We start from the raw sequence: 25,185 nt of genomic DNA, 5'->3' as shown, positions 1-25,185 counted from the left end.
TGGTCGCGTTGCGTCCGGCGAACTCCCGCAAGGCCTCGCGCATGACTTCGCTCGCCGAAGCGTATTCGCCCGCCGCAACGACCTCGCGCATCATGGTTTACCACCAGCCGCAAGAGGATAGGTGGCGCATGACATCAAAGCTGCGCTTCGATCGCCGCCTTGTCGATGACCGACCAGACGTTCCTGATCCTGTCGTTGAGAAATTCGTAGAAGACGTTCTCGCTGAAGGAGACCTTCTTGCCGTTGATGGGCAGGCCGAGAAAAAAGGATCTTTGGCGTGCAGTTGAACTGGAGGCGGCTGGCGATGAAAGGCGTATCCGCGATCAGCAACTGGATGTCGAAATAGAGATCGGGAATTTCCCGAAAATCCCGTTCCAGCATGTCGCGGTAACCCGATACCCCGACCCGGTCGCCATTGTAGTGCACCTCCTGGTGCACGAAGCTGCCGAGGTTCTGCCAGTCCTGGGCGTTGAGGCAGGCGATGTAGCCACGATAGCTCTTGGCAATATCTTCATCGGTCACGGCATGCTCCGGCGCTTTGCCCCACCCGCATCGTTATGCGACTGTTCCAGACGGCGAGAAATGCTTTCGGGGGAGACATAGCGCGCCAATGCCGGATTGCGAGTGCGGCATCAGGGAAGGACTGCCAATTCCGGTTCGCCGATGACCTCGTCGATCGCCTGCGGGTCGACGTGTTCGCTGTCGACCGAGGCTTCGAGCTGCGACGAGGGTGCTTCAAGGGTCCAGGTGACGCCGTGGTTGTCATATTCGAGAACGCCGGTGCCGCTTACAGCGGCTGGAGCGACGCGCTGGAGCACGACGGTTCCGAAACCGCCATGGCCGATGTTCTGCACCTGGGGACCATCGCGCTCTTTCCAGATCAGCTGGAACCGTTTCAGGTCGCCTGCCCCGGTCACCTTCCATTGCACCGATATCGTTCCCTCAGCGGCCGAAAGCACGCCGTATTTGGCTGAATTGGTCGCCAGTTCATGAAACGCGATGCCGAGATACTGGACGGCATTGGGGTTCAGCGTCAGGGAAGGGCCTGCCATGGAAATTCGCTCCTCGTTGCCGAACGGTTTGGCCTGTGCCAGCAGCAGTTCGAAGATCGTCGCGCCTCTCCAGTCGCCTGACACCAGCAGGTCATGCGAGAGCGACAGCGCCATGATGCGCTCGCGCACCTGGCGTTCGAACTCCGTCGGCGTCGAGGACCGCTTGCTGGTTTCCCGGATCATCGAGATGATGACGGAATACTGGTTCTTGACCCGATGGTTGACCTCGCGCATCAGCATGCGGATGCGATATTCGTTCTCCCTGGCCAGCGAAATGTCGCGGGCGATCTTGGAGGCTCCGATGATCTGGCCGACGGCGTTGCGTACCGGCGAGATGGTCAGGGACACGGGCACGAGGCTGCCGTCCTTGCGGCGGCGGATGGTCTCGTAGGTCTCGACCCGCTCGCCTTTGCGGATGCGCTCCAGTATGCGCGGCTCCTCGTCCAGGTGGTCGTCCGGTATCAGCATGGTCACGGACCTGCCGACCGTCTCGTCGGCGGTGTAGCCGAACAGGCGTTGGGCGCCTGCGTTCCAGCTCTTGATGACGCCGTTCAAATCCTTGCTGACGATGGCATCGAAGGAGGATTCCACGATGGCCGACAGATGATGCCTGGCCTCGTCGGCAAGATGGCGATCGGTGAGGTCGAACAGCATGTTGACGGCGCCCACCAGCTTGCCCTGCTCGTCATGGAGCGGGGTGGGATAGGGAAGAAAAGGCACGCGCGTGCCGTCCGGGCGCTGCGAGATGGCCGACTGGTTTCTGATCGGCCGGTTCTCCCGCAAGGCAACGGCCATCGGGCATTGGTCGTGCGGCAACACCTGCCCGTCGGTCGTGAACAGCTTGTGCGTGACACACCACTGGTCTTTTCCGAGCTCGGGCTCGCGCCCGGCAAAATCGGCCGCGGCCCGGTTGAAATAGGTGATCCTGCCTTCGCTATCGGTCGTGTAAATGGCGACGGGCAGATTATCGAGGATTTGATGGGATAGATCGAGCGTCGAGCTGTTCGACAGGTCCGTCATGCGCAAGGTTCCATTTAACCACCGTGAACGTCGGCGGGCTAAAACGGTTCCGTATACAGCAGTGCGAACGTTAAGAAAGACGAATCCGACAGGAAACGGTTTCTGGCAGGGTTCGCTTGAACTGCTTTGCCAGGCGCTGTGGACGGTTGGCCCAATGACCGGGCGAGACGATGCCTTGACGCGTGACGGTTGCCGCTCCAGCCTGCCACCATGGTTGATCTCGCGCCCCCCGACAGCAAGCGACGCCGCCCCGTGCGGGCCGGCAGGCTGATTGTGCGACGACGAAGACCGGCTTCCTAAATCCGCTTCGTTTCCACAGCCCGCCCGCGAAATACGCCGGCGGGCTTCTTCATGCCTGGAGCCTTTCCGATGACCACCAATCCTTCCATCCGGTTTCGGCCGGCCGCGCCTGCCGACGCTGCCGCCATCCGCGACATCGTGCGCGCCGCCTATGGCAAATGGGTGCCGGTGATCGGCCGCGAGCCGCTGCCGATGCGTGCCGATTACGACAAGGCCGTCGCCGCGCATCCGTTCGAACTCGCCGTGGCAGAGAACAGCATCATCGGCATGATCGAGACCATGCTCGCCGACGATCACCTCTGGGTCGAGAATGTCTGCGTCGCGCCGCAGGCGCAGGGCAGGGGCATCGGCCGGCTGCTGCTGGAGCGCGCGGAAACCAAGGCGCGCGCGGCAGGTCGCCCGGAGCTCCGCCTGTTGACCAACGGTGCCTTCGAAGCCAATGTGTCGCTCTATCGCAAGCTTGGCTATACGGTCGATCGCGAGGAGCCGTTCCTGAACGGAACGACCGTCTACATGAGCAAGCGGCTCGTTGGATGCCCACCGACCGGAGCGTGAGGATGGCCGCCAGGATCAAGCTCAAGCAACTCCCGGGCCTGTATGCGATTTCGCGGCTTCAGGCCGGTGACGGCATTCCTGCCTGGGCGGACGGACCAGGCTTCGTCAGCATCACCAGGACCGATGACGAACTTTCGATAACCTGCCTTCAGGATCGCGTGCCGGAGGCCGTCAAGCACGATCGCAACTGGATCGCCTTCAAATTGCAGGGGCCGTTTGCCTTCGACGAAACCGGCATCGTGTTGTCTGTCATCCGGCCGCTGTCGGAGAACGAACTGGGCATCTTCCTGGTATCGACCTTCGATGGCGATCACCTGCTGGTGAAAGCGGCGGACGAGCCCAAGGCGAGAGGCTTGCTGGGCGAAGCCGGGCATACGCTGCTATAGTCCGCTCGTCGCCGGCCCTGATCAACTTGGCGCGCTGGATCAACCACTGGCGCGCTGGCTCAACCACTTCGGGGGTTGCGTTTGACAGCGCCGTTCGCGCATCGTTATTTCTGACCCGATATTACGGCCGGACCGGCCATGCGGCACCCCAGGAGAAAACCATGTCACACAATCTGCAGTTCTATATCGACGGCGCGTGGGTCGATCCCGTCGTGCCCAACACGCTCGACGTCATCGATCCGTCGAATGAAGACGCCTTCGCGCAGATCTCGCTCGGCGCCAAGGCCGATGTCGACAAGGCGGTGGCCGCCGCCAAGCGCGCCTTCAACACCTATGGCTTCACCTCGGTCGAGGAGCGCCTCGACATCCTGAACCGCGTCATCGAAGTCTACAAGAAGCGCTCCAAGGACCTGGCGATCGCGGTGTCGCGCGAGATGGGCGCGCCACGGCAGATGGCGCTCGACAGCCAGGTCGGCATTGGGCTGGCGCATCTGACCAAAATGGCCGAGACGCTGAAGAATTTCCAGTTCCGCCACGTCAAGGGCAATCATCTCGTGGTCAAGGAGCCGATCGGCGTCGTCGGCCTGATCACGCCGTGGAACTGGCCGCTGAACCAGATCACCTGCAAGGTCGGTCCCGCACTCGCCGCCGGCTGCACCATGGTGCTGAAGCCGTCCGAAATCGCGCCGCTCGACGCCATCATCTTCGCCGAGATCATCGACGAGGCCGGCGTGCCGAAGGGCGTGTTCAACCTCGTCAACGGCGACGGTCCCGGCGTCGGCCAGGCGCTGTCCAGCCACCCCGACATCGACATGATGTCGTTCACCGGTTCGACGCGGGCCGGCATATTGGTGGCCAAGGCCGCCGCCGATACGGTCAAGCGCGTGCACCAGGAGCTTGGCGGCAAGTCGGCCAACATCCTGTTCCCGGATGTCGACCTCGCCACCGCCGTTTCCAAGGGCGTTGCCGGCTGCTTCAGCAATAGCGGCCAGTCCTGCAACGCGCCGACGCGCATGTTCGTGCCGCGCGACCGCCACGACGAGGCCGCCGGATACGCCAAGGTGGCGGCTGAAAAATTCACGGTCGGCCCGGCCGACGGCGCCAACACCAAGCTCGGCCCTGTCGTCAGTCAGGTCCAGTTCGACAAGATCCAGGACCTGATCCAGGCCGGCATCGACGAGGGTGCGACGCTGGTCGCCGGCGGCCCCGGCCGACCGGCCGAACTCAACCGCGGCTATTACATCAGGCCGACCGTGTTCGCCGACGTCACCCACGACATGCGCATCGCGCGCGAGGAGATTTTCGGGCCGGTGCTGGCGATCCTGCCGTATGACACGGTGGAACAGGCGGTCGAGCAGGCCAACGACACCGTGTACGGCCTTGCCTCCTATATCCAGGCCAAGGACCTGCAGAAGGCGCGCGACGTGGCGGCGCGCATGCGATCGGGCAATGTCTACATCAATTATCCCCAATGGGACGCCGGCCTGCCCTTCGGCGGCTACAAGCAGTCGGGCAATGGCCGGGAGTATGCCGAATACGGCCTGGAGGATTTCTTGGAGATCAAGGGTATCGCGGGGTACGAGGCGGCGGAGTAGTTCTGGCTGCAGCGCGTAGCTGGAGAGGCGCCGGCGCCGCCCCTCATCTGCCTGCCCATCCTTCGCTGCGATGCAGCTAGGGAGGGTGAACCGGCATCTTCTCCCCGTATAGTGACGGGGAGAAGGGACGCTTTCGTGGCGGATTTCGCCAATCGCCAACATTTCAGAAAGAGCGCCGACATCGCCGCCACCCCCCTTTATCCCCGTCACTATACGAGGAGAAATGTCCGGCAGGACAATGAGGGGCGGCGCCAGCTTCGATGTTTGTCTTGCAGCGTCGGGCAATATCAGTTTGACGGAGACCGCCAACCGCCGAAGTCGGCGCCGCCCCTCACCTGCCTGCCGGCATCCTCTCCCCGTATAGAGACGGGAGAGGGACGCTCAGTCAGACCATCCTTGCCAATTGGCAGATACATGCTATATATCTGCCATTAGCGAGGTCTAAACATGCAGCTTCAAGCCATTACCACGACGCCGGCCACGGTCGGCCCGGCCATTTCGGATGAAGAAGCCGGCGCCTTGGCGCGTACCACGGTCAATCTGTTCAAGGCGTGGAATCTCACCGACTTCGAGGCCTGCGTGCTGCTTGGCGGCATCTCGGCGCGCACCTGGGCGCGTTGGAAGGAAGGCGGCGTCGGCCGGATCGACCGCGACCTGCGCACCCGCATGGCGCATCTGATGGGCATCCACAAAGGGCTGCGCTATCTCTTCACCGAGCCGGCGCGCGGCTATGCCTGGATCCGCAAGCCCAATGCCACATTCGGCGGCCAGTCGGCGCTCGACCTGATGCTGCGCGGCGACATCTCCGATCTCGCGGCGATGCGCGAATGGCTCGACGCGGAGCGTGGTGCATGGTGAGTGGGTTCGCGGTCCGGCGCCGCGTCCACTGGCCCCAGACTTTTCGCATCATCCGCTCCATCCATCCGCCGATTGACCTGTTCGAGGACATTGCCGACCCGCGCGACTGGGAGGCGCTGGCCGCCGTCGAGGAGAAGACCAATCCGCGCATCCGGCTCGAGCTCGGCGACCTCGGCAAGGTGCCGGCCGCAAGGCGGGTCTCCGGCCCCGGCGCCAGCTTCGTCATGGCGCCTTTCGTGCATTGTTCGACCTTACGGCCCGGCCGCTTCTCGGATGGCAGCTACGGAATCTATTATGCCGGCGACAGCGAGGACGTGGCGCTCGCCGAAACCATCCACCATCACCAGAAATTCATGCGCGCCACCCATGAGGCGCCGGGCTGGACGGCCGATTTCCGCGTGCTGATCGGCAGCGTCGACCGCGACCTCGACGACGTCAACGCCGTGCCCGGCGTGCTCGACCCGGACGACTACAGCGCCTCGCAGGCCGAAGGACGGGCGCTGCGGGCCTCGGGCAGCGACGGGCTGGTATGGAACAGCGTGCGCATGCCCGACGGAGCGTGCATCGGCATCTTCTGGCCCGACGTCATCGGTGTCCCGGTCCAGGGCCGCCACTACAGCTACCACTGGGACGGCGGCCGCGTCGATTTCGTGCGCCAGCATGATACCGGCAAGGTGCTCGAAGTGGTGTGAGCAAGGGGCTTGGCCTCACGCCAGCGCCGCCGCCAGCAGTTTCGCCTGCGGCGTCAGCGCCTCGAAGCTGCGGGCGCAGAGATTGAGCTGGCGCGTTGCCCAGTCATCGCCGAGCCGCAGGGCGCGCAGCGTGCGGGCGGCGCGGCGCGCGGCACTTTCGGGCACGATGGCGATGCCGGCGCCTTGCGAGACCAGCCGGCAGACATTATCGAGACCGGGCACGCGGATGCGAAAATGCAGGTGGCCGCCGAGCCGGGCCGCCTGGCGGGCGATGTGTTCCTGCAAGGCATGGCCGGCGCTCAAGCCGACAAAGGCCTCGCCCAGGATATCGGCCATGCCGACGCCATGCCCTGCGAGGCCGGGCCGGTTCCGCGCGGTGATCACCACCAGGCGGTCGACGAAGAACGGTTTCTGCTCGAGATGCGCAAGCCCGGCCCAGGTCGCGGCGATGCCGAGATCGGCCGCACCGTTGGCCACGGCCTCGGCGATCTCATGGCTGGGGCGCTCCTCGAGCTCGATGTCGATGCCGGGATGCGCGACCAGGAAGGCAGGGACTGCTTCGCGCAGAAGTTCGCTGGTCGCCGCCGTGTTGGCCATCAGCCGCACGCGGGCGCGCAGGCCCGTGGCATAGGCGCCGAGGTCGCCGGCCATCGCCTCGATCTGGTTCTGCACGGCGCGCGCATGGTGGAGCAGCGCCTGTCCGGCCGCCGTCGGCACCACGCCGCGCCGGCGCCGCTCCAGGAGCGGCGCGCCGAGGCTTTCCTCCATGCCCTTGATGCGCGCGCTGGCCGAGGCCAGCGCCAGGCCGGCGAGTTCGGCGCCATGCGTGATGCTGCCGCGTTCGGCGACCAGCAGGAACAGCCTGAGATCGGTGAGGTCGAAGCGCATTTTCGCTCCCGCAAATCGTGTCGTGCCGGATCAGCCTTCGTTCAGGCCGAAGGCTGGCAGCGCAACTTCCACATTGTGGGCGACCCGGATCTCAGTCAAATCATTTGGCGTGGAGATATGCGATGACCGAAAAAGCGACAGGCCGGCGAGGGCTGGGCATTCTTGAAGGCGCGGCGATCGTGCTGGCGCTCGCGGTGGCCTCGCTTGCGATGGCGCAAACGCGTCCTGGTTCGCGGGAATGCACCGTGGCGGCGGCTTCCGCCAGCCGTGATGCCGCGCCGGCAAACCGGGATGCCGAGGCGACGGACATGCTGTTGCATGACTGAAGCAACCGGCGTGCCCGGGCTCATGCTGAGCGCCCATCCATGCTGAGCATCGGCGCCGTCGCCTTCATCGGTTTCGTCTTCCTCGCCGCCGGCCTGGTCAAGGGCGTCGTCGGCATGGGGCTGCCGACCGTGGCGATGGGCCTGCTGGCGGTGACCATGCCGCCGGCGCAGGCCGCTGCTCTGCTGCTGATCCCGTCGCTGGTCACCAACCTGTGGCAATTGTTCACCGGCCCGTCCTTCGGCGGCTTGTGCAAGCGGCTGTGGACGATGATGGCCGGCGTCGTCATCGGCACCGTCGCCGGCGCCGGCCTGCTGACCGGCGCGCACACGACGATCGCCTCCGCCGGGCTTGGCACAGCACTGGTGTTCTATGCGCTTGTGGGCCTCGCCAAGGCCGGCTTCACCACGCCGGCGCGCCACGAAGCGTGGATGTCGCCTCTGGTCGGCGTGGCGACCGGCCTGGTCACCGGCGCCACCGGCGTCTTCGTCATTCCGGCGGTGCCTTACCTGCAATCGCTGCGGCTGGGCAGGGAAGACCTGATCCAGGCCCTCGGCCTCTCCTTCACCGTGTCGACCTTGGCCCTCGGCTTCGGCCTGGTCAGGACCGGCGCGCTGGCCTCGCCGACGGCGCAACTGGCTGGGTCGGTGCTGGCCTTGCTGCCCGCGCTGGCCGGCATGTTCGTCGGCCAGGCGCTGCGCCAGAAGATGAGCGTCGAGACCTTTCGCACGGTGTTCTTCGCCGGGCTGCTGGCGCTCGGAGCCTATCTCATGCTGGAGGCAGCGCTTTAACGCCAGGCCAGCCTAGGCACGCGCAAGGATCAAGCTCTGCGCTTGCGTGCCTGCGTGACGCTCAACCATATGGCCGAGACGAGAAAATAGAAGGCGCCGAACGCGGCATAGGGGGCGATGTCGGTGATGCCGGGCGACGCTGCTCCGATTGCCTGCTTGATGAAGAAGCCGCCGGCAAGCGCCGACTGCGCACCGCTCAGCACCATCGCCCATTGCGCGCCGGCCCGCCAACGGCGCACGCCGGTGGCAAGCTGGAACAGGCCGGAGAGAACCGCCCACGCCCCGAACACCGCCAGCACGGTGTGCAGGCCCTGTCCAAGCGCGACGACGACCGCGATGGCGGTGATCGTGCTCACCGCCGCGTTGAGCGCCTGGCTGGGATTGGCCTTCAGGCCGCCGCTGCGCTGCGCATCCACGATGTTGGCGATCGCGTCCCATAGGGGGTAGGCGACCAGGAGGAGCGCCGCGACCGGCGGCGCGCTTTTGCCAAGGGTAAAGGCCGCCGCAACCCAGGCGACCGAAAAGCCGGCCCGGATGAAATAATAGGATCTCAGCCACTGCGATGCGGCAATGCCCGAGGGCGCCTGGATGGTTTGAGTGCTCATTGGAATTTCCTGTCTTGGCGGTTGGACGGCGGTCGACCCGCTTGATCGACTGGGATCACGTCCGCTTCGGATGATTGGGAAAGCTCACGCTCGCATCTCAACTTGCGGGATGGCTTTGATCCAAGATGAAAACAGCGCATAATCACTGCGAGATGCGCTATTCTTGCTAGGGAATGTAGGGAAAACAGCCGGCCTCATCCATGATTGAATCGCCTGAAAATTTGACCATTCTTCCGGATGGAGGGCCGCGTGCCGGTGTCTCCGGCGACCTTCTCTCGCATGTGCTGGCGCAGATCAGGCTTGCCGGCGACGAGGTTTTTTCACGCGCGCTGGCGGGAGCGGAGCAGCTCGATCTCGACGACGGGCAGGCTCATATCGTCGTGGTGAGGTCCGGCGCGTTGCGCATGGAGAGCGAGGATCAGGCCGCTGTCGTCATCGAGGCTGGCGACCTCGTGCTGCTGCCTCGCGGTCCCGGCGCCTTGCGGCTGGTGGCGGCGCATCCGCGCGTGGAGATCGTCGTCTGCCGCTTCTGGTTCGATCCCGACAGCCTGCGCGGAATGATCTTCGCCTTGCCGCAATGCATCCATATCGGGCGTGCCCAGGGGGCAGGGTGGGTCGACGGAATGTTGCCGTTCCTGATGGTCGAAACCAGCGGCGCCGAGCCAGGTGCCGCCTTGATGATTTCGCGCATCATCGATCTCATGGTCATCCGCACCTTACGCAGCTGGGTCCATGAAGGGCACGCCACGGGTTGGCTCGGCGGGCTTTCCGACGCCCGCGTCGCCCGTTCGCTGAAGGCCATCCACGAAAGGCCGCTGCAGCGATGGAGCATCAATGAACTGGCCGACAAGGCCGGCATGTCGCGTTCGAGCTTCTGCGATCGTTTCGCCGCGCTCGTCGGGCGCTCGCCACTGCGCTACCAGAATGAATGGCGCCTGGGCCTGGCCCGCGACCTCCTGGCCAGACGGGACGCGCGGGTGGGCGAGATCGGCTTGCGCATCGGCTACGAGTCCGAGGCCGCCTTCAGCCGCGCCTACAAGCAACTCTTCGGGCATCCGCCACGGGTTGAATATGCCTTGGCGAATGAACTGGGCAAGCAGCCCTGAACGCCGGCGCCGTTCTCAAAATAGCGAGGTGCGGGACCAGCCGCTACCGCACCACCAGCACCGGGATCTCGGTATAGGACAGCACTTCCGCCGTCTGGCTGCCCAGAAGCAGCCTGCCGAGGCCCCGGCGGCCATGCGAGGCCATGACGATCAGGTCGCAGCCTTGCGTCCTGGACAGCTCCAGGATCGCTTCGGCGGGTCGCTTGTCCTCGACATGGACCAGTTTGGCGGTGACGCCGGCCGCATCGGCGGATGCCTTGCATTTGTCGAGCACTTGCTTGCCGTAGCGGCGCGATTCTTCCTGGTAGACGGCCAGTTCATCGCCGGCCGCGTAACCGGCCATGGCGCCGCCCCAGGCGAAGATCGGGAATTGTTCCGAAACGGTGACGAAGGTGACGGCGGCGCCGAGATCCTTGGCCAGAGTGAGGCCCTGGGCGACGCCCTTGTCGGCCAGTTCCGAGCCGTCGGTGGCGATGAGCAGATGTTTGTACATGATGGTGTTGCCTGTCGTGCCTGAGGACTATCCAACAGAGATAGTTATGCCCCCGCGTCCATTCATTGAGCCAATGCGGCGGGGATCAGGGCCAGCGGGATGGCTTGACATACAGGCGTCTGGGGCGGTCAATCGTTGGCGTCGGCGCCGCCCCTCATTGCCCTGCCGGGCATTTCTCCCCGTAAACGGGGAGAAAGAAGCCGCCGCAACGCCGGCGCGTACTTGCGCTGGCGAAATCATCCGACATGGCATGGTGAGGGGCGGCGCCAACCTGTCGAGAAGAGGCACGCCGCGCATTTCGCCAACCGGATTCCCCTTTGCGGAATCGTCCTCTAAGGTGCCGACGACATCGAAAGGCATCCCATGAGCAGCGCGTTTCCCCAAATCCATCTGGTCCGGCATGGCGAGACGGCGTGGAGCCTTTCGGGGCAGCATACCGGGCGCACCGACATGCCGTTGACGCCGGCTGGCGAGGCGGCGGCGCGCGGTCTCGCGGACCGGCTGAAAGGCCTGTCGGTTTCCCAGGTGTGGTCGAGCCCCTCGCAGCGCGCCTACAACACCAGCGTGCTGGCCGGCTTTGGCGCGACAAGCCTCAAGCTGGACGATTTGCAGGAGTGGGACTACGGCGCCTATGAAGGGCGCACGACGAAAGAAATCCTGGCCGGGCGGCCGGGCTGGAACGTGTTCCGCGACGGCTGCCCGCAAGGCGAGGTGGCGGCCGATGTCGGCGCCCGCGCCGACAGGATCATCGACCGGTTGCGCCAGGCCAATGCCGACATACTGATCTTCTCCAGCGCGCATTTCCTGCGCGTGCTCGCCGCCCGCTGGCTCGGCCTGCCGCCGGAAGGCGGCGCGCTGTTCGTGCTCGACACGGCCAGCATCAGCGTGCTGGGTTACGAGCATGATCTGACCGAGCCGGTCGTGCGCAAGTGGAACCTTAAATAGGGGAGCAACGGCGCCTGCACAGCGCGGAAGCGCCCGTCACTTCGTCATCCACGGCGGAGCTAGGAGCGTAGCGACGCGGCGCAGACCTCTGGAGCTGCTCCGCAGCCCAAGGGATCCATGCCGGGACTCCGGTGCGTTGCCACGGTCCAGAATTCTGCTCCGCTGCGCTCGATGGCGAAGGTCGCGGCATGGATCCCAGGGTCTCCGCGACGCCGCTTTCGCGGCTGCTCCGCCCTGGGATGACGAACGCGGGGAGGTCTCGGCTAATTCCGGATGCTGGGCTGCCCTCTACCTCTCGAATTTCCGGATCGCCTCCGCCGACACCGGCGTGAAGAAATTCACCAGATTGCCATCGGGGTCGCGGAACAAAAGCGAGCGGTTGCCCCAGGGCATGGTGGTCGGCTCCTGCACGGTCGTCTTCTTGATGAGGTCCGACAGCCGGTCGAATTCTGCATCGACGTCGCCGACGCGGAATTCGAGGATGGCGGTGTGGTTGTCGGCGGGGCGGGCGATGTCGCCGCCGAACAGCATCAGGGTGCGTGTGCCGCCGATCGCCAGGGTGCAGGCCGGCGTCGCCAGTTCGGCGAAATCTTCCGTGTACACCGTCACCGGCATGCCGGTGATCTCCCCGTAGAAGCGCACGAGGCGCTGGACGTCCGACGTTATGATGCGGACAGAGACGAAATTCATCGCATTGGCTCCTTGGTCGCTGAAGCCGCGAGCGGGCTTCCCAGCCGATGCATAGACCAGGCCTCCTGACAGCTTTCTGTCAGGAGAGAGGGAGCGGCGGTTATGCTTCGGACCTGACCGGCGCCTGGACAGCGGGAGGGGAGAAATCATCGGCAGGCGACAACGTGTTGCAATCGGCAATCTGTTCTTGGCGCATTTCATGGTCTTAAGAATTTCGTGGCGTTGTTTCGAGGTAAATACTTCATTTCGTCCGGTATGAGTATTTAGAATGGCGATCTCCGAGGGCTTTATCGATTTTATTCTGATAACCATGAATTGATTGGCATGGCTGTTTCCGTGATTTGTTGCTTGCTCCGAGCTGTCATAAAATCGTCGGCCGGAGAGTTCCTGAACCGGGGGGAGACAATATGAGGCGCCGCGCGACACCTATCATGACGGGGCTGGTACTTCTGGGGCTGGCGGTCAGTCCCGCGGCTGCTTCCAACCGGACGTTCACCTACCAAAAGACAGCGCTTTCGGGCCGTGATGTCTATTTCTTCGGCGGAGCGAGCCTGAACGTGGATTGTTCCAGCGAGGGCAGGGACGATGTGAGGGTGGTCTCGGGTCCAAGCCACGGAAATGTAAAACTCGTCCATGACAAGGTGTTCACGCATTACAACAAGTCGAACGACCGGGCAAAATGCAATCTCCGCAAGGTGAATGGCATCAAGGCGCTCTACAGGTCGAGCCCCAGCTTCAAGGGCTGGGATCAGGTGACGATCTCGGTCCACACCTATGACGGCAACGCCTTTAAATATGTCACCAACATCAAGGTGGAGTAGCAGGCTTTCCGTCGCAAGGGCTGCGGAGGCCCGCCAATATCCGCCCGCATGCCGTGGCGGGCGGCAAATCGTGCAGCCAGGAGGATCGTTGAAATGAAGCGTCGAACGACAAGTTTGGTAACGGCATTGGCGATTCTGGGCTGCGCAGCCTGGCCGGCGGCGGCGTCGAGCTACGAAAAATCGGCGCTCTCCGGACAGGAGATCTATATTTTCAGGAATGTCAGCCTGAATGCCGACTGTTCGAGCGCGGGCGCCAACGATGTCCGGATCATCGCGGGTCCAAGCCACGGCAAGGTCAGGCTCGTCCACGCCAAGATCTACGCCGGTTTTGCCAAATCGAACGACCGTTGGAAATGCAACGCGCACAAGGTCGACGGCATCAAGGGGCTTTATCGGTCGAAGCCCGGATACAAGGGTCGCGACCAGGTTACGTTTTCGGTCCACACCTATATGGGCGACGCTCACCAGGCCGTGGTGAGCATCAACGTCGAATAGAAACTTAGACGCCCGTTCACTGCGCCAGCAACGCCAGCTCCTCCGCCGTCAGATGCCGTGCGGCACCCTTGGCGAGATCGCCCAGCGGCAAGCCGCCGATGGCGATGCGGATGAGTCGCTTGACCTCGATGTCGTGGGCGGCGAGCAGGCGGCGGATGTGGCGGTTCTTGCCTTCGTCGAGCACGATCTTCAGCCAGGCGGTGCGGCCGCCGCTGCGCAAAAGCCCGATCGAGTTTGACGCCAGTGTCTCGCCATCGACGGTGACGCCGGCGCGGAGCTTGCCCAGCATGACGTCATCCGGCACCGTGGCGACCTGCACGTGATAGGTCTTGGGCAGATGCGAGGCCGGGTCCATCAGCCGGTTGGCGAAATGGGTGTCGTTGGTCATCAGCAGCAGCCCTTCGCTCGCCTTGTCGAGACGGCCGACCGGCGAGACATAGGGCAGGTCGAGCCCTTCGAGACAGGCGTAGACGGTGTCGCGCTGTCGCGGATCGTCGCGGGTGGTGACCAGCCCGCGCGGCTTGTTCAGCATCAGATAGACCTTGCGTTCGGCAACGACCGCGTCGCCGTCGACGACGATGCGGTCGCGGTTCATGTCGACGCGCAACGCCGCATCGCACACCACCTTGCCGCCGACGCGCACGCGGCCCGCCGCGATCAGCACTTGCGCCTGCGTGCGCGAGCACAGGCCGAGTTTCGACAGCGCGCGGTTCAGGCTGACGCCGGGAGGCCCGGCGGCGCGTGGCTTGCCGGGGGGCGGCCGGCCGGGCGGTGGTGATCGTGCTGCCATGGTTTTGCCGATGGTCCCTTCCAGGCGACAAATGCCATGGAGAAAGCGGGCACCGCAAGCCACGCCTCCATGCGGCTGGAGGCTCCGTCCGAGCGATGAATCGTCAAGCACCGGGTTGAACTTTTCAAGCCGGGACTGATATTCGCTAGATCGGGTCTGATAGGGGCGGGCAGACTATTTGGGAATTGGTGCGGGCCAGACGGAATCCTTGGAGACGCTGACAACACCGGCCGCGGAACTGGCGAGGGCCGATCGCGACCGGATGTTTGCTCTCTACGAGACCTATTACGAAGCGATCGATCGCGGGCTTTTCGAGCGTGATCTGTCCGAGAAGGACGCCGTCGTGCTGACCCGTCTCGGCCGCGAGATCGTCGGCTTCTCGACCTATCTCGTGCGCCAACAGGCGATCGGCGGCGAGACGGTGCATTACCTTTTCTCCGGGGATACCGTCCTGCACGCCTCGCTTTGGGGCAATCCCGTGCTGCTGAAAGGTTTTTTCCGCGCGGCGGGCGCGGCCAAGGCCAAGGTCGACGGCCGGCTGTTCTGGTTCCCCATCATCAAGGGACACCGCACGTTTCGCATCCTGCCCGATTTCTTTCGCAAGTTCGTTCCGGCCATCGAAGGCCAGGGAGCGCCCTGCCTGCTGGCAATCCGCGATGCGATAGCGTCCGCCCGATACGGCGATTATTTCGATCCTTCGACCGGGCTCATCGATTTCGGTCCATCGCAAGGCCATCTTCGGGAACAATGGGCGGACGCCAGGCAAACGGCGGCCCACAATCCCCTGGCGGCCTTTTTCGTCAGAGCCAACCCCGACCATTCCAGAGGTGTCGAACTCGCCTGCCTGACCGAGTTCGAGACCGGCAATCTGAAGCGTTATGGCGCCACGAGCTTTGCCGAGGGGCTGGGCGATGGCCGCTGACGCCTGGGCTCGGATCGCCGGCGCGACCGCTGCCGTCGAAGCAGGCTTTCGGGCGCGGCTCGGCCATGTCGAGGCAACGCAGCGTGATCTGCTGCGGCGGCTGATCGAGGCCAATGCCGGGACGGAGTTCGGCCGCGACCATGGTTTCGCCAGCGCCACGTCGGCCGAGGCGTTTCGCGATCTGGTTCCGATCGCCGACTACGAGGCGTTGCTGCCTTACATCAAGCGCACGATCGACGGCGCCGGCAATGTGCTGACGGCCGAGCCGGTCCGCTTCCTGGAGCAGACCGGCGGCAGTTCCGGCGGCTCTAAATACATCCCCTATACCGATAGCGGCCTGCGCGCGTTCACCGACTGCCTCTATCCCTGGCTGGCGGACCTGATCCGCCGCCGGCCGGGCGTGGCGCAAGGGCATGGCTATTTCGCGCTGAGCCCCGTCGGCCGCGGAGCCGACGAACGCGTCGGCGCCCACAGGCTGGGCAGTCCGGTGCCTTTCGCCTATTTCGGTGCCTTGCGCGACAGCCTCATCGAGCTGTCGGCTGTGCCGATGGAACTGAGGCTACTCGGCGACTTCGCCAGCTGGCAAAGGCAGACCTGCCTGCACCTGCTGGCCGCCGACGACCTCAGCCTGATCTGGGTCTGGAGCCCGACCTATCTGACCGAGATCCTGCGCGCCATGCGGCGCGATGCGGCGAGCCTGCTGCCGGAGCTTGGCGAGAGGCTTGGCGCCACGCAGCCGGCCGCCACGGTGAGCCGCCGCATCGCCGTTCTGGAGGCAGCCCTCGGCGGGGCCGGTGCCGGCCTGTCGGCGATCTGGCCTCGGCTCGATACGATCAGCTGCTGGACCGATGCCTCGAGCCAAGGCTTCGCCGCCGAATTGCAGGCGCAATTTCCGGGGGCCTTCCTCCAGCCGAAAGGCCTGATGTCCACCGAGGCCGCCGTGTCGTTTCCCCATGGCGATGGTCCAGGCTCGATCCTGGCATCGCAAAGCGGATTCTTCGAATTTATCGACGACGACGGGGCCGGCCGCTTCGCCTGGCAGCTCGAACTTGGCCGCTGCTACCGGCTGATCGTCACCACCGGCTCGGGGCTTTATCGTTACGACACGCAAGACGTGGTCGAGGTCCGCGGCTTCACCGGCGATACGCCGCGCCTGCGCTTCATTGGCCGGGCAGGCATGGTGTCGGATCTCTGCGGCGAGAAACTCACCGAAGCCTTCGTCGCGCGCTGTCTGGCCGAAGCTGGGTTCGATCCCCGCACCTATGCTCTGCTGGCGGCGGTCGCGGCGCCGCATCCGCACTACCAGCTTTTCGTCGAATCCAGGCGAGCCCCGGGCACGGTCGCGCCGCCGGGGTCAGCCGTCGAGCGCAACCTGATGGCCAATCCGCAATATGAATATGCGCGCCGCATCGGCCAGTTGGGCGCGTTGCGGACGACCGCGGTCGATGATCTCTATGGCCGGCTGAAGCGCCACCGCCTGAAAGGCGGCACGAGCATTGCCGGCATGAAGGCGCCGATCCTGCTCGGGCAATCGGATGAGGCGCTGCTTGCGGCCCTCAATGCCGGTGAAGCGGGGGTTTAGGATGATGCGTCATCCCTTTGGACCGGAATCGGAATTTGCCTTGGCGACCGACGAGGAGGGGGCCAGCCTTTTCGGCTTAGGCCGTCAGGCGCAAGGTCAGCGCGTCCAGGCCACGGATGGAGGAATTGTCCATCCATTGCCAGCCGACAGGCTCGATGGTTTTCCAGCGGGCGAGTGCGGCTTCCAGCACCGCATGGCCCTCCATCTCGGCCAGCGCCCTGCCGATGCAGACATGCGCGCCACGGCCAAAAGCCAGATTCTGCCTGCCGGCGCGGCCAAGGTCGAAACGCGATGCATCGGCAAACTGGGCGGGATCGCGATTGGCGGCGCCGACCAGCAGCACCACCAGCCGGTCCTTGCCGATCTCGCGGCCGCCAAGGACCACGGGCTCGAGCGGCCAGCGGCAGATCTTCTGCACCGGGCTTTCCAGCCGCAGCGTTTCGGCAACCGCATTGGCGGCGAGCCGGCGGTCGGCGCGCAGCGCCGTCCATTGGTCGGGCCGGTGGGCAAGATGGAACAGCATATTGCCGATGAGATGCACCGTGGTCTCATGGCCGGCAAAGGCCAGGAAGGCGATGTTGCGGCCGGCGGCCGTCAGCCCCAGCGCGTCGGCCAGAGCCGGCAGGCCCGCCAGCAGCGGCGGCAGGTCTCCGGCGGCGAGCAGATGGCGCAAATGCTCCACGAAATAACCGGACATCTCGTCGGCGGGATTGGCGCCATCGCCAAAGGCATCGTCGAAGCCGGTGTCGAGCATGGTGCGGATCGCAACCGACCAGGCCCGGATCAGCGGCATGTCCTCATCCGGCACGCCAAGCAGGCGGCCGATGATGCGTTCGGGGACGGCGCGCGTGAAGGCGGCGACGACATCGACCGCACCCGACAGGCCGGCATCGCCGACGAATTCGTCCACCGCTTGCGCGACCACCGGGCGCAGGGCGGCCATGCCCTTGCCGACAAAGGGCTGCTGCAAGGCCTGGCGCAGCGCGGCGTGGGCGCTGCCTTCCTGGTAGATCAGCCAGTCGCGTATCGCCGAATCTGGCTGCGCCGCTTCGCTGCCCGGCGGCACATGCGAGAGCTTGCGGTCGGCAAGACTGCTGGAGACGAGATCGTAGCCGGTGACATAGACATCGCCCCAAGGCGCCTGCCAGACGGGCGCTTGCCGGCGCATTTCATCATGGATGGCATAGGTGTCGGCGGCGCCCTCGAAGGCGCCGGCGCGAACCCCTTGCCAGGGATGTTCGACTGCCTCGGAGGGCCCGGTATGCATCGCTTTTCGAAAAACCCCACCTTGCCGGCCAAATCAGGCACGCTTCCGCAAACCGATAACCGGCCATGACCACCGATCAAGGGCCGATCTACTATTTCTGCACGCGCCAACACGCTTACACGATGGGCGTGCTGCTTGGCTATTACGACCATGGGCTTGGCGAACAGGTGCGGATCATTCCCTATGAGCATGTCGCGAGGCTGGGGCCGGTCGCGCCCGGCACCTTCATCTTCACCGATTTCGAACGGCTGTCCGCCGCGCAATCGCAGGCGGCGATTTCGCTGCACGGGCGCATCCGCTCCCGCAATCCCGACCTGTTGCTGCTCAACGATCCGGCGGTCGTGCCCGGCCGGTTCGACTTGCTGAAACGGCTGAAGGTCGCCGGCCTCAACCATTTCGACGTGCATCGCCTGGAGGAGCGCAAGGCAATCCGTCGCTTTCCGGTCTTCGTGCGCTGGGAGAGCCAGCATGAGTTGCCGTTGACCGGACTGGTCGACAGCGCGGAGGCCCTCGATCGGGCCATCGCCGGCCTGCCGGCGCGTATCCGCCGCGACCCGGACCTGATGATCGTCGAATATGGCGCGGCACCTTCGGCCGATGGACGGTTTCGCAAATATTCGGCCTACAAGGTCGGACCGACGGTCTATCCGCAGCACTGCTTCATCAATGAAAGCTGGTACATCAAGTTTCCAAGCACCCGCTTCAGCGAGGCGGACAGGGCCGAGAGCCGCGCCTATGTGGCCGAGAATCCGCATGCCGAGCAGATCGAGCGTGTCTTCGAACTGGCTGGCATCGACTATGGCCGCATCGACTACGGCATCGTCGACGGCCAGGTCCAGACCTTCGAGATCAACAACAATCCCACGGTCCTGGCGCGTCCGCCCGGTTGGGAGGCAGCCGCCGACTACCGCCGCTACGCCGCCATGCACGCCCAGGCGCTGCGCGGCATCATGCGGCCGGCTTCCGGCCTCAGTCTCGTGCTCGGCGACGGCACGATGAGCGTCGATGCCGCCCATGCCGACGCCATGCAGGCGGTGCGTCGGCGCATTGCGGGGTTTTCGCTCAGGCGGCGCCTGTCGCTGCGGGCGCTGAAAAGGCGGCTGGCGCGTCTGTTGGGATGATTGCCGGGGGTGTTTCGCCCCCGGCAATCAATGCGTTCTGGCCGAGCAGGCTCTGCCCGGCCGGGTCGTTCTCAGGCCGCCTTGGCCTCGTCGCCGATGCCGTCCAGAACCTCGATCGCGTCGGCCGGCAGCTTTAGCTCCGCCGCCGCCAGGTTCTCGCGGAGATGGCCGACCGACGAGGTGCCGGGGATGAGCAGGATGTTGGGCGCGCGCTGCAACAGCCAGGCGAGCGCCACCTGCATCGGCGTCGCGCCCAGCTTTTGCGCGACGTCGGCGAGCGTGCTCGACTGCAGCGGCGTGAAACCGCCGAGCGGGAAGAACGGCACATAGGCGATGCCACCGGCGGCAAGCTCGTCGATCAGCGCATCATCCTGGCGATGCGCGATGTTGTACTGGTTCTGTACGCAGACGATGTCGACCTTGCCGCGCCCCTGCGCGATCTGCTTGCGGGTGACATTGCTCAGGCCGATATGGCGCACAAGGCCCTGGCGCTGCAGTTCGGCGAGCGTGTCGAGCTGCGGCTCGAGCGATCCTTCGGCGGGTCCGTGGATGCCATGCATGGAGCGCAGGTTCACGACCTCGAGCACGTCGAGTCCGAGATTGCGCAGATTGTCGTGCACGGCCTGCGTCAGCTCCTGCGGCGACATTGCCGGGATCCACGATGCGTCCGCGCCGCGCCGGGCGCTGATCTTGGTGACGATGGTGAGGTTGGCCGGGTAGGGATGCAGCGCCTCGCGGATGATCTGGTTGGTGACGTGGGGGCCGTAGAAATCCGACGTGTCGATGTGGTCGACGCCGCTGGCGACGGCTTCGCGCAGCACGGCGAGCGCGGCGTCGCGGTCCTTCGGCGGACCGAAGACGCCGGGTCCGGCCAATTGCATGGCGCCGTAGCCGAGACGTTTTACGGTGCGGTCGCCGAGCCTGAAGCTTCCGGCCTTGCTGATGTCGGTCATGGTGTCGTCTCCTTTGGATCAGCCAGATATAGACAACGCGCGCCTGCACGATAATATGGTGTAATCGGCACAACCTGTGCGGAAAGGCGAACAATGGCGGCGGATCTGGGCGACCTCCAGGCATTCATGGCGGTGGCGCGCGCCGGCGGCTTTCGCGAGGCGGCCCGGGTGGGAAGCGTCAGCGCCTCCAGCCTGTCGGAGACGGTGCGGCGGCTGGAGAGCGAACTCGGCGTGCGGCTCCTGAACCGCACGACGCGCAGCGTGGCGCCGACCGAGGCCGGCGCGCGGCTGCTCGAACGGCTCGGCCCGGCGCTCGGCGAGGTCGAGGCGGCGCTCGACGTGGTCAATGGCTTTCGCGGCCGCCCGGCCGGCACGCTGCGGCTCAACGTGCCTGTCGTGGCGGCCAAACTGGTGCTGCCGCGCCTCTTGCCGCCCTTCCTCGCCGCCTATCCCGAAATTCGGCTGGAAGTGACCGCCGAGGACAATTTCGTCGACATATTGGCCAGCGGCTGCGACGCCGGCATCCGCTATGACGAGCGGCTGGAGCAGGACATGATCGCCGTGCCGATCGGCCCGCGCCGGCAGCGCTTCGCCACCGCCGCCGCAACGGCCTATCTCGACCGGCACGGCCGGCCCGAGCACCCGCGCGACCTGCTCGACCATGCCTGCCTACGCGGCCGCTTCGCCAGCGGCTTCACGCCGCCCTGGGAGTTCGAACGCGACGGCGAGGTGGTGAGCGTCGAGCCGACCGGGCCGCTGCTGGTCAGCACCGGCACGGCAATGGCGCTTGCGCTCGAGGTGGCGGTCGCCGGCGGCGGTATCGTCTCGCTGTTCGAGGACTGGCTGCGCCCCTATTTCGACGATGGCCGGCTGGAGCCGGTGCTGGAGCCCTGGTGGCAGGAATTTTCAGGCCCGTTCCTCTACTATCCCGGCCGCCGCCTGACGCCGGCGCCGCTGCGCGCCTTCATCGATTTTGTCGGCGGGATGCGGTGGTGAGGGGTTCCAGCTGAGCCAACGCGGCCTCCGGCAGCGCCGCCTTGCGCCCGCATTCGAACAATCCAAACGCGGTCTGTAACGGTTTGTTGTCTTGCCCGACGTATCAGAAGGGCGGTTTCGCCAACGCCGGATGCACCTTCAAGAGGCAAAATGAAGGGGGACGCGTAAGAAAATGGGTTCGCCCTGGTCCGAATTGCTGGCCAATCTGGCGGTCGTCGCGATGTTCGTTTCGGTCTGGATCCACACCCATGTGTGGCTGGATCGCTGGGCGCCCGCCGTAAAGGCGGCGGCCTTCGGCCTGCTGATGGGCGTCGGCGCCATCATCCTGATGCTGACGCCCATGCAGTTGCAGCCGGGCGTGCTCGCCGATCTCCGGGCGACGATGATTGCCGTTGCCGGCTTCTTCGGCGGTCCTGTGGCCGGCATCGTCGCCGGGATCATGGCCGGTGCGTTCCGAACCTTCGAAGGCGGCATCGGCGCCTTCGCCGGCGCGGTGGGGATCGCGGCCGCCATGCTGGTCGGCATTGCCGGCAACCTTGCCCTGCGGGGGCGCCGGCCCACCATGATCGACATCATGATCCTCGGCGCGGCGGCAGCCGCGGCGTCGCTGCTTGGCCTCAGCGTCCTGCCTCGGGATGTGCTGCAAATGGTCCTGCCGAAGGTGGCGCTGCCTTCCTCCCTGCTCATCTTCGTCTCGGTGGTGTTGTCGGGGCTGACGCTCTACCAGGAGCGGCGCCGCCTCGAAGCGCTGCAGTCGCGGCGCATCTACAAGGCGGTGGTGGAGACGCTGCCCGATTGCCTCAACGTCAAGGATCTCGACGGGCGCTTCATCGCGGCCAATCCGGCAACGGCCGCGCTGATGCATGCGCCCGACGCCAAGGCGCTGATCGGCAAGACCGATTTCGATTTCTATCCGCGCGAAACGGCGCGGGGATTTCGTGAGGACGAGCTTGCCGTGCTGGCCTCGGGCGCCTCCTCCACCATCGAACAGCGTGTTCATCACGAGGACGGCACCGATGGCTGGCTGGCGACCCTGAAGGCGCCGTTTCGCGACAGGAGCGGGGCCGTGGTCGGCCTGATCACGCACAATCGCGACATCACCGTGCGCAAGCAGCTGGAGACCGAACTGGCGGAAAGCCAGGCCAGGCTCGGAGACGCGCTGACGCACATGGCCGATGGCCTGGTGATGTTCGACCCGGACGGCAAGATGGTGCTCTGCAACGCCCGCTACAGCGCCATGTTTCCGAAGACGGCAGAACTGAGGGTGCCCGGCGCCGATTACCGCGACATACTGCGCGCCTCGGCGGCGCGCGGCGAGGGAACAACACCGCCTGGCGCCGTCGAGGAGTGGATCGCCGGCATCATGGCCGCGCAGAAGCTTGTCAGCCACCGCCAGATCCGGCTCGCCGACGGACGCTGGCTCGACGTGCGCACCCGCCCGACCGGCGACGGCGGAAGCCTCAGCGTGTTTTCCGACATTACCGAGACCAAGCAGGTCGAGGCCGAACTGATGGCCGCCAATGAGAAGCTGAACCTTCTGGCGCATCGCGACGGCCTGACCGAACTGTTGACGCGCCGCGCTTTCGACGAAGCGCTGGCGCGCGAATTCGCCCGCGCCAGCCGCAACGCGATGCCGCTCAGCCTGCTCATCATCGATGTCGACTGGTTCAAGCGTTTCAACGACCATTACGGCCATCCGGCGGGTGACGAATGCCTGCGCGCCGTCAGCCGCTGCATCGAGGCGGCAGCCCGCCGGCCGGCGGACGCCGCCGCCCGCTATGGCGGCGAGGAATTCGCGCTCATCCTGCCCGAGACAAACGCACGGGGCGCCTTCGTCATCGCCGAAAAGCTCAGGAGCAAGGTGCGCGACCTGGCCGTGGCGCATGCCGGAAGCGAGAAAGGCATCGTCACCGTCAGCATCGGTGTCGGCACATTCGAGGCAGGCGCCGCCGCGATGGAGAGTGCCGATCTGCTGCGGCGCGCCGACGAGGCGCTCTACGGCGCCAAGGCCGCCGGGCGCGACCGGGTGCATGGCTGGCGTCCGCATCTCAGCGATCAACGCTCGGCGGGTTCTCGCAAGACATGAGCCTCGCCGTACCGCAAGCGTTGCGGGGAAAATTCGATCGAGGATGATCTGGCTGACGAAGCCTCTCGGCTTCAGCCGGATCCATCTCAATCCGTGCTGGCGGGATCGAGCTTTACAAGGCGGGCTCTTGCTTCGCCGACGCGTTGTTGCGCGGTTCTTATCCTGTCGCAAAGCCTCAGATTGATACCGACACCACAGTCCTCGTCCAGCATCGCGTTTGCCCGCTCAAGGGCGAGTTCCGCCCGGTTGAGGCGCTGCCTCGCCGTGGCCAGTTCCAAGGTCAGAAGTTCCATTACTCCGCTTCCGTGGTTGCGGTCCCTTCGAGTGGGAAACCGCTGCCGGTGGTTTTGGTTCCGGGCGGATCGCCAAGCTGCACGGGCGCGTCGGCCCCGCCTTGCCGAAGCCGCCGCGTTTCGTGGAATGCGAAGGTTTTAGCTACGTCATTGTTTATTGACCACGACGGCGACAGGCGTATTTTGCCCAAGCCGTCCGCAACTCCAGGCACGCTGACGCTTGGGAGCATCATCCTGCTTCCGCCAAATTCCAGGAGGAAGGTGTGAGTAGGCTGTTACGGACGCGCAAGGGCGAATACCTCGATCACCGATTGGAGTGTCCGTTCTGCGGCACCATTCGCCTGAACATCCCGGCCGATGCGCAACCGTCGACCCGGATCAGTTGCGCGGAGTGCGGCAGGTATCTCGGGATATGGGACGAGCTGCAGACCGACTTCGAGCTCCAGGGCGGTAACGATGGCGTGTTCCGTCTCGACCAAGGGCGCATCCAGAAGCTCGACTAGAGCGGTTCATGCCTTGATGGAATCGACGGGGGATTCCCGATCTGTCTGTTTTGTGATTCAAGCTGCTGGCTGGAATGGAGGCCAGCATCAGATGACTCGACCTCTTTCCAGTGATCTTCGCGAGCGGGTTGTGGCAGCGGTTTTGACTGGCGAGAGCCGCCGGTCGGCCGCCAAACGGTTTGACATTTCGGTTTCGGCCGCAGTGAAGTTGTTGCAGCGCCATCAGGCGACCGGCTCGGTTGCGCCGGGCAAGATGGGCGGACATCGCAAGAGGGTGCTGGAGCCGCACCGTGCCTTCATCGAAGCCCGTATGCGTGAGACACCGCATCTGACGCTGCACGGTCTGAAGGATGAGCTGGCCGGTCGCGGGGTCAAGATCTCGCACAACGCAGTGTGGTCGTTTCTGCGTCGTGAGGGCTTAAGCTTCAAAAAAAACGCTGTTCGCCCTTGAGCAGGCCCGCGCTGATGTTGCCCGCAGGCGCCAACGATGGCGGCTCTGGCAGGGCGGCCTTGATCCGCAATGCCTGGTCTTCATCGATGAGACCTGGATCAAGACCAACATGGCTCCGCTGCGCGGTTGGGGGCCGAAAGGCAAACGGCTGCGCGGCTTGGCTCCGCACGGCCACTGGCGCACGCTGACCTTCCTCGGCGCGCTGCGCTGCGATCGGCTCGCGGCACCTTGCGTCTTCGACGGACCGATCAACGGCCAATGCTTCCGCGCTTACGTCGAGCAGCAACTCATCACCGTGCTGAAGCCCGACGACATCGTCGTCATGGATAATCTCGGAAGTCATAAGTCGGCGGCCATCAGACAGATGATCAAGGCAGCCGGGGCCAGGCTTTGGTACCTGCCGCCCTATTCTCCGGACCTGAACCCGATCGAGCAGGCCTTCGCCAAGATCAAACACTGGATGCGCCAAGCCCAGAAGCGAACCGTCGAGGACACTTGGCGACACATCGGCCACCTCGTCGAAACCATCGAGGCAGCCGAATGCAGCAACTACTTCGCCAAGGCAGGGTACGCTTCCGTCAAAACGTGAAACGCTCTAGCCGCCG

At 65.0% G+C, this 25,185-nt stretch carries 27 protein-coding genes and 1 pseudogene; 18 read left to right on the top strand and 10 right to left on the bottom strand.

The window, feature by feature from the left end:
* Window positions 1-134: 134 nt before the first annotated feature.
* Together FJ948_RS24505 and FJ948_RS24500 are read right to left on the bottom strand one after the other, a co-directional pair.
* Window positions 135-522: pseudogene (locus FJ948_RS24505) on the bottom strand (ester cyclase).
* 110 nt (window positions 523-632) lie between these two features.
* On the bottom strand, window positions 633-2,072 hold the full coding sequence (locus FJ948_RS24500) for a PAS domain S-box protein (protein WP_140708993.1): 1,440 nt from the start codon (window positions 2,070-2,072) through the stop codon (window positions 633-635).
* A gap of 369 nt (window positions 2,073-2,441) precedes the next feature.
* On the opposite strand from FJ948_RS24500, the gene FJ948_RS24495 reads away from it, so the two are divergent.
* The 5 genes from FJ948_RS24495 to FJ948_RS24475 all read left to right on the top strand — a co-directional run bounded on the left by FJ948_RS24495 (window position 2,442) and on the right by FJ948_RS24475 (window position 6,458).
* Window positions 2,442-2,927: a GNAT family N-acetyltransferase gene (locus FJ948_RS24495; protein ID WP_140708991.1), complete on the top strand. Its 486-nt coding sequence runs from the start codon at window positions 2,442-2,444 to the stop codon at window positions 2,925-2,927.
* 2 nt (window positions 2,928-2,929) lie between these two features.
* Entirely contained in the window at window positions 2,930-3,313 is a 384-nt protein-coding gene (locus FJ948_RS24490; protein WP_140708989.1) for an ACT domain-containing protein, read from the top strand.
* 161 nt (window positions 3,314-3,474) lie between these two features.
* Entirely contained in the window at window positions 3,475-4,908 is a 1,434-nt protein-coding gene (locus FJ948_RS24485; RefSeq protein WP_140708987.1) for an aldehyde dehydrogenase family protein, read from the top strand.
* A 447-nt stretch (window positions 4,909-5,355) separates the two neighbouring features.
* Window positions 5,356-5,766, top strand: coding sequence for an MbcA/ParS/Xre antitoxin family protein (locus FJ948_RS24480; RefSeq protein WP_140708985.1), 411 nt, complete (start codon window positions 5,356-5,358; stop codon window positions 5,764-5,766).
* The gene (locus tag FJ948_RS24475; RefSeq protein WP_140708983.1) at window positions 5,760-6,458 is read left to right on the top strand and encodes an RES family NAD+ phosphorylase; all 699 of its coding nucleotides are present in this window, start codon (window positions 5,760-5,762) and stop codon (window positions 6,456-6,458) included. The genes FJ948_RS24480 and FJ948_RS24475 overlap by 7 nt, the downstream gene beginning before the upstream one ends.
* A 15-nt stretch (window positions 6,459-6,473) precedes the next feature.
* On the opposite strand, the gene FJ948_RS24470 is transcribed toward FJ948_RS24475, so the two are convergent.
* Window positions 6,474-7,346: a LysR substrate-binding domain-containing protein gene (locus FJ948_RS24470; RefSeq protein WP_140708981.1), complete on the bottom strand. Its 873-nt coding sequence runs from the start codon at window positions 7,344-7,346 to the stop codon at window positions 6,474-6,476.
* Between the two features lie 122 nt (window positions 7,347-7,468).
* Between FJ948_RS24470 and FJ948_RS24465 the strand changes: the two genes are divergently transcribed.
* Complete coding sequence (locus FJ948_RS24465; protein WP_140708979.1) at window positions 7,469-7,672, top strand: hypothetical protein; 204 nt, start codon at window positions 7,469-7,471, stop codon at window positions 7,670-7,672.
* A 39-nt stretch (window positions 7,673-7,711) separates the two neighbouring features.
* Window positions 7,712-8,461 carry a sulfite exporter TauE/SafE family protein gene (locus tag FJ948_RS24460; RefSeq protein ID WP_140708977.1) on the top strand — a complete coding sequence of 250 codons (750 nt, stop codon included), beginning with the start codon at window positions 7,712-7,714 and terminating at the stop codon, window positions 8,459-8,461.
* 29 nt (window positions 8,462-8,490) lie between these two features.
* Here FJ948_RS24460 and FJ948_RS24455 read toward each other — a convergent pair whose 3' ends face one another.
* Window positions 8,491-9,066, bottom strand: coding sequence for a DUF308 domain-containing protein (locus tag FJ948_RS24455; protein ID WP_140708975.1), 576 nt, complete (start codon window positions 9,064-9,066; stop codon window positions 8,491-8,493).
* 200 nt (window positions 9,067-9,266) lie between these two features.
* On the opposite strand from FJ948_RS24455, the gene FJ948_RS24450 reads away from it, so the two are divergent.
* Entirely contained in the window at window positions 9,267-10,172 is a 906-nt protein-coding gene (locus FJ948_RS24450; protein ID WP_140708973.1) for an AraC family transcriptional regulator, read from the top strand.
* A 43-nt stretch (window positions 10,173-10,215) separates the two neighbouring features.
* On the opposite strand, the gene FJ948_RS24445 is transcribed toward FJ948_RS24450, so the two are convergent.
* Window positions 10,216-10,665 carry a universal stress protein gene (locus FJ948_RS24445; RefSeq protein ID WP_140708971.1) on the bottom strand — a complete coding sequence of 150 codons (450 nt, stop codon included), beginning with the start codon at window positions 10,663-10,665 and terminating at the stop codon, window positions 10,216-10,218.
* Window positions 10,666-11,028: 363 nt separating this feature from the next.
* On the opposite strand from FJ948_RS24445, the gene FJ948_RS24440 reads away from it, so the two are divergent.
* Window positions 11,029-11,610: a histidine phosphatase family protein gene (locus FJ948_RS24440; protein ID WP_140708969.1), complete on the top strand. Its 582-nt coding sequence runs from the start codon at window positions 11,029-11,031 to the stop codon at window positions 11,608-11,610.
* Window positions 11,611-11,898: 288 nt separating this feature from the next.
* Here FJ948_RS24440 and FJ948_RS24435 read toward each other — a convergent pair whose 3' ends face one another.
* Window positions 11,899-12,300 (bottom strand): VOC family protein, encoded by a 402-nt coding sequence (locus FJ948_RS24435; protein ID WP_140708967.1) that lies wholly within the window; start codon window positions 12,298-12,300, stop codon window positions 11,899-11,901.
* 431 nt (window positions 12,301-12,731) lie between these two features.
* Between FJ948_RS24435 and FJ948_RS24430 the strand changes: the two genes are divergently transcribed.
* Entirely contained in the window at window positions 12,732-13,121 is a 390-nt protein-coding gene (locus tag FJ948_RS24430; RefSeq protein WP_224693500.1) for a hypothetical protein, read from the top strand.
* A gap of 93 nt (window positions 13,122-13,214) precedes the next feature.
* The gene (locus FJ948_RS24425) at window positions 13,215-13,616 is read left to right on the top strand and encodes a hypothetical protein (protein WP_140708964.1); all 402 of its coding nucleotides are present in this window, start codon (window positions 13,215-13,217) and stop codon (window positions 13,614-13,616) included.
* A gap of 16 nt (window positions 13,617-13,632) precedes the next feature.
* Here the strand turns inward: FJ948_RS24425 and FJ948_RS24420 are convergent, their stop codons facing one another.
* The gene (locus FJ948_RS24420) at window positions 13,633-14,406 is read right to left on the bottom strand and encodes a pseudouridine synthase (RefSeq protein WP_140708962.1); all 774 of its coding nucleotides are present in this window, start codon (window positions 14,404-14,406) and stop codon (window positions 13,633-13,635) included.
* A 208-nt stretch (window positions 14,407-14,614) separates the two neighbouring features.
* Between FJ948_RS24420 and FJ948_RS24415 the strand changes: the two genes are divergently transcribed.
* Both FJ948_RS24415 and FJ948_RS24410 read left to right on the top strand, forming a co-directional pair.
* A complete protein-coding gene (locus tag FJ948_RS24415) occupies window positions 14,615-15,328 on the top strand; it encodes a hypothetical protein (RefSeq protein WP_140708960.1) in 714 nt (237 codons plus the stop codon).
* Window positions 15,318-16,910 carry a GH3 auxin-responsive promoter family protein gene (locus FJ948_RS24410; protein WP_181173798.1) on the top strand — a complete coding sequence of 531 codons (1,593 nt, stop codon included), beginning with the start codon at window positions 15,318-15,320 and terminating at the stop codon, window positions 16,908-16,910. Before FJ948_RS24415 ends, FJ948_RS24410 begins: the two co-directional genes overlap by 11 nt.
* Window positions 16,911-16,986: 76 nt before the next feature.
* Here the strand turns inward: FJ948_RS24410 and FJ948_RS24405 are convergent, their stop codons facing one another.
* Entirely contained in the window at window positions 16,987-18,177 is a 1,191-nt protein-coding gene (locus FJ948_RS24405) for a cytochrome P450 (RefSeq protein ID WP_140708956.1), read from the bottom strand.
* 65 nt (window positions 18,178-18,242) lie between these two features.
* Between FJ948_RS24405 and FJ948_RS24400 the strand changes: the two genes are divergently transcribed.
* A complete protein-coding gene (locus FJ948_RS24400; RefSeq protein ID WP_140708954.1) occupies window positions 18,243-19,298 on the top strand; it encodes a hypothetical protein in 1,056 nt (351 codons plus the stop codon).
* A gap of 71 nt (window positions 19,299-19,369) precedes the next feature.
* Here the strand turns inward: FJ948_RS24400 and FJ948_RS24395 are convergent, their stop codons facing one another.
* Window positions 19,370-20,251: an aldo/keto reductase family oxidoreductase gene (locus FJ948_RS24395; protein WP_140708952.1), complete on the bottom strand. Its 882-nt coding sequence runs from the start codon at window positions 20,249-20,251 to the stop codon at window positions 19,370-19,372.
* A 93-nt stretch (window positions 20,252-20,344) separates the two neighbouring features.
* On the opposite strand from FJ948_RS24395, the gene FJ948_RS24390 reads away from it, so the two are divergent.
* The gene (locus tag FJ948_RS24390) at window positions 20,345-21,247 is read left to right on the top strand and encodes a LysR family transcriptional regulator (RefSeq protein ID WP_140708950.1); all 903 of its coding nucleotides are present in this window, start codon (window positions 20,345-20,347) and stop codon (window positions 21,245-21,247) included.
* 172 nt (window positions 21,248-21,419) lie between these two features.
* Window positions 21,420-23,333, top strand: coding sequence for a diguanylate cyclase (locus FJ948_RS24385; RefSeq protein WP_140708948.1), 1,914 nt, complete (start codon window positions 21,420-21,422; stop codon window positions 23,331-23,333).
* 86 nt (window positions 23,334-23,419) lie between these two features.
* On the opposite strand, the gene FJ948_RS24380 is transcribed toward FJ948_RS24385, so the two are convergent.
* Window positions 23,420-23,626: a hypothetical protein gene (locus FJ948_RS24380; protein ID WP_140708946.1), complete on the bottom strand. Its 207-nt coding sequence runs from the start codon at window positions 23,624-23,626 to the stop codon at window positions 23,420-23,422.
* 263 nt (window positions 23,627-23,889) lie between these two features.
* On the opposite strand from FJ948_RS24380, the gene FJ948_RS24375 reads away from it, so the two are divergent.
* Both FJ948_RS24375 and FJ948_RS24370 read left to right on the top strand, forming a co-directional pair.
* On the top strand, window positions 23,890-24,129 hold the full coding sequence (locus FJ948_RS24375; RefSeq protein WP_140708944.1) for a hypothetical protein: 240 nt from the start codon (window positions 23,890-23,892) through the stop codon (window positions 24,127-24,129).
* Window positions 24,130-24,220: 91 nt separating this feature from the next.
* Window positions 24,221-25,169 (top strand): IS630 family transposase gene (locus tag FJ948_RS24370; protein WP_140708942.1). Its coding sequence is split into 2 segments (ribosomal slippage): window positions 24,221-24,556 and window positions 24,558-25,169, totalling 948 coding nucleotides; the frame shifts between segments, so codons are not numbered across the junction.
* The last annotated feature ends 16 nt before the right edge of the window (window positions 25,170-25,185 follow it).

This window comes from Mesorhizobium sp. B2-3-12, assembly GCF_006442205.1.
In the GTDB taxonomy this organism is placed as follows: domain Bacteria; phylum Pseudomonadota; class Alphaproteobacteria; order Rhizobiales; family Rhizobiaceae; genus Mesorhizobium.
This window is presented reverse-complemented; position numbering and strand designations above follow the sequence as displayed.

Coding starts and splice junctions, on each gene's coding strand:
- FJ948_RS24435 (WP_140708967.1), bottom strand. CDS start 12,300: ATGAATTTCGTCTCTGTCCGCATCATAACGTCGGACGTCCAGCGCCTC.
- FJ948_RS24410 (WP_181173798.1), top strand. CDS start 15,318: ATGGCCGCTGACGCCTGGGCTCGGATCGCCGGCGCGACCGCTGCCGTC.
- FJ948_RS24475 (WP_140708983.1), top strand. CDS start 5,760: ATGGTGAGTGGGTTCGCGGTCCGGCGCCGCGTCCACTGGCCCCAGACT.
- FJ948_RS24445 (WP_140708971.1), bottom strand. CDS start 10,665: ATGTACAAACATCTGCTCATCGCCACCGACGGCTCGGAACTGGCCGAC.
- FJ948_RS24395 (WP_140708952.1), bottom strand. CDS start 20,251: ATGACCGACATCAGCAAGGCCGGAAGCTTCAGGCTCGGCGACCGCACC.
- FJ948_RS24490 (WP_140708989.1), top strand. CDS start 2,930: ATGGCCGCCAGGATCAAGCTCAAGCAACTCCCGGGCCTGTATGCGATT.
- FJ948_RS24385 (WP_140708948.1), top strand. CDS start 21,420: ATGGGTTCGCCCTGGTCCGAATTGCTGGCCAATCTGGCGGTCGTCGCG.
- FJ948_RS24485 (WP_140708987.1), top strand. CDS start 3,475: ATGTCACACAATCTGCAGTTCTATATCGACGGCGCGTGGGTCGATCCC.
- FJ948_RS24455 (WP_140708975.1), bottom strand. CDS start 9,066: ATGAGCACTCAAACCATCCAGGCGCCCTCGGGCATTGCCGCATCGCAG.
- FJ948_RS24465 (WP_140708979.1), top strand. CDS start 7,469: ATGACCGAAAAAGCGACAGGCCGGCGAGGGCTGGGCATTCTTGAAGGC.
- FJ948_RS24460 (WP_140708977.1), top strand. CDS start 7,712: ATGCTGAGCATCGGCGCCGTCGCCTTCATCGGTTTCGTCTTCCTCGCC.
- FJ948_RS24500 (WP_140708993.1), bottom strand. CDS start 2,072: ATGACGGACCTGTCGAACAGCTCGACGCTCGATCTATCCCATCAAATC.
- FJ948_RS24405 (WP_140708956.1), bottom strand. CDS start 18,177: ATGCATACCGGGCCCTCCGAGGCAGTCGAACATCCCTGGCAAGGGGTT.
- FJ948_RS24450 (WP_140708973.1), top strand. CDS start 9,267: ATGATTGAATCGCCTGAAAATTTGACCATTCTTCCGGATGGAGGGCCG.
- FJ948_RS24420 (WP_140708962.1), bottom strand. CDS start 14,406: ATGGCAGCACGATCACCACCGCCCGGCCGGCCGCCCCCCGGCAAGCCA.
- FJ948_RS24495 (WP_140708991.1), top strand. CDS start 2,442: ATGACCACCAATCCTTCCATCCGGTTTCGGCCGGCCGCGCCTGCCGAC.
- FJ948_RS24390 (WP_140708950.1), top strand. CDS start 20,345: ATGGCGGCGGATCTGGGCGACCTCCAGGCATTCATGGCGGTGGCGCGC.
- FJ948_RS24425 (WP_140708964.1), top strand. CDS start 13,215: ATGAAGCGTCGAACGACAAGTTTGGTAACGGCATTGGCGATTCTGGGC.
- FJ948_RS24480 (WP_140708985.1), top strand. CDS start 5,356: ATGCAGCTTCAAGCCATTACCACGACGCCGGCCACGGTCGGCCCGGCC.
- FJ948_RS24470 (WP_140708981.1), bottom strand. CDS start 7,346: ATGCGCTTCGACCTCACCGATCTCAGGCTGTTCCTGCTGGTCGCCGAA.
- FJ948_RS24380 (WP_140708946.1), bottom strand. CDS start 23,626: ATGGAACTTCTGACCTTGGAACTGGCCACGGCGAGGCAGCGCCTCAAC.
- FJ948_RS24440 (WP_140708969.1), top strand. CDS start 11,029: ATGAGCAGCGCGTTTCCCCAAATCCATCTGGTCCGGCATGGCGAGACG.
- FJ948_RS24400 (WP_140708954.1), top strand. CDS start 18,243: ATGACCACCGATCAAGGGCCGATCTACTATTTCTGCACGCGCCAACAC.
- FJ948_RS24430 (WP_224693500.1), top strand. CDS start 12,732: ATGACGGGGCTGGTACTTCTGGGGCTGGCGGTCAGTCCCGCGGCTGCT.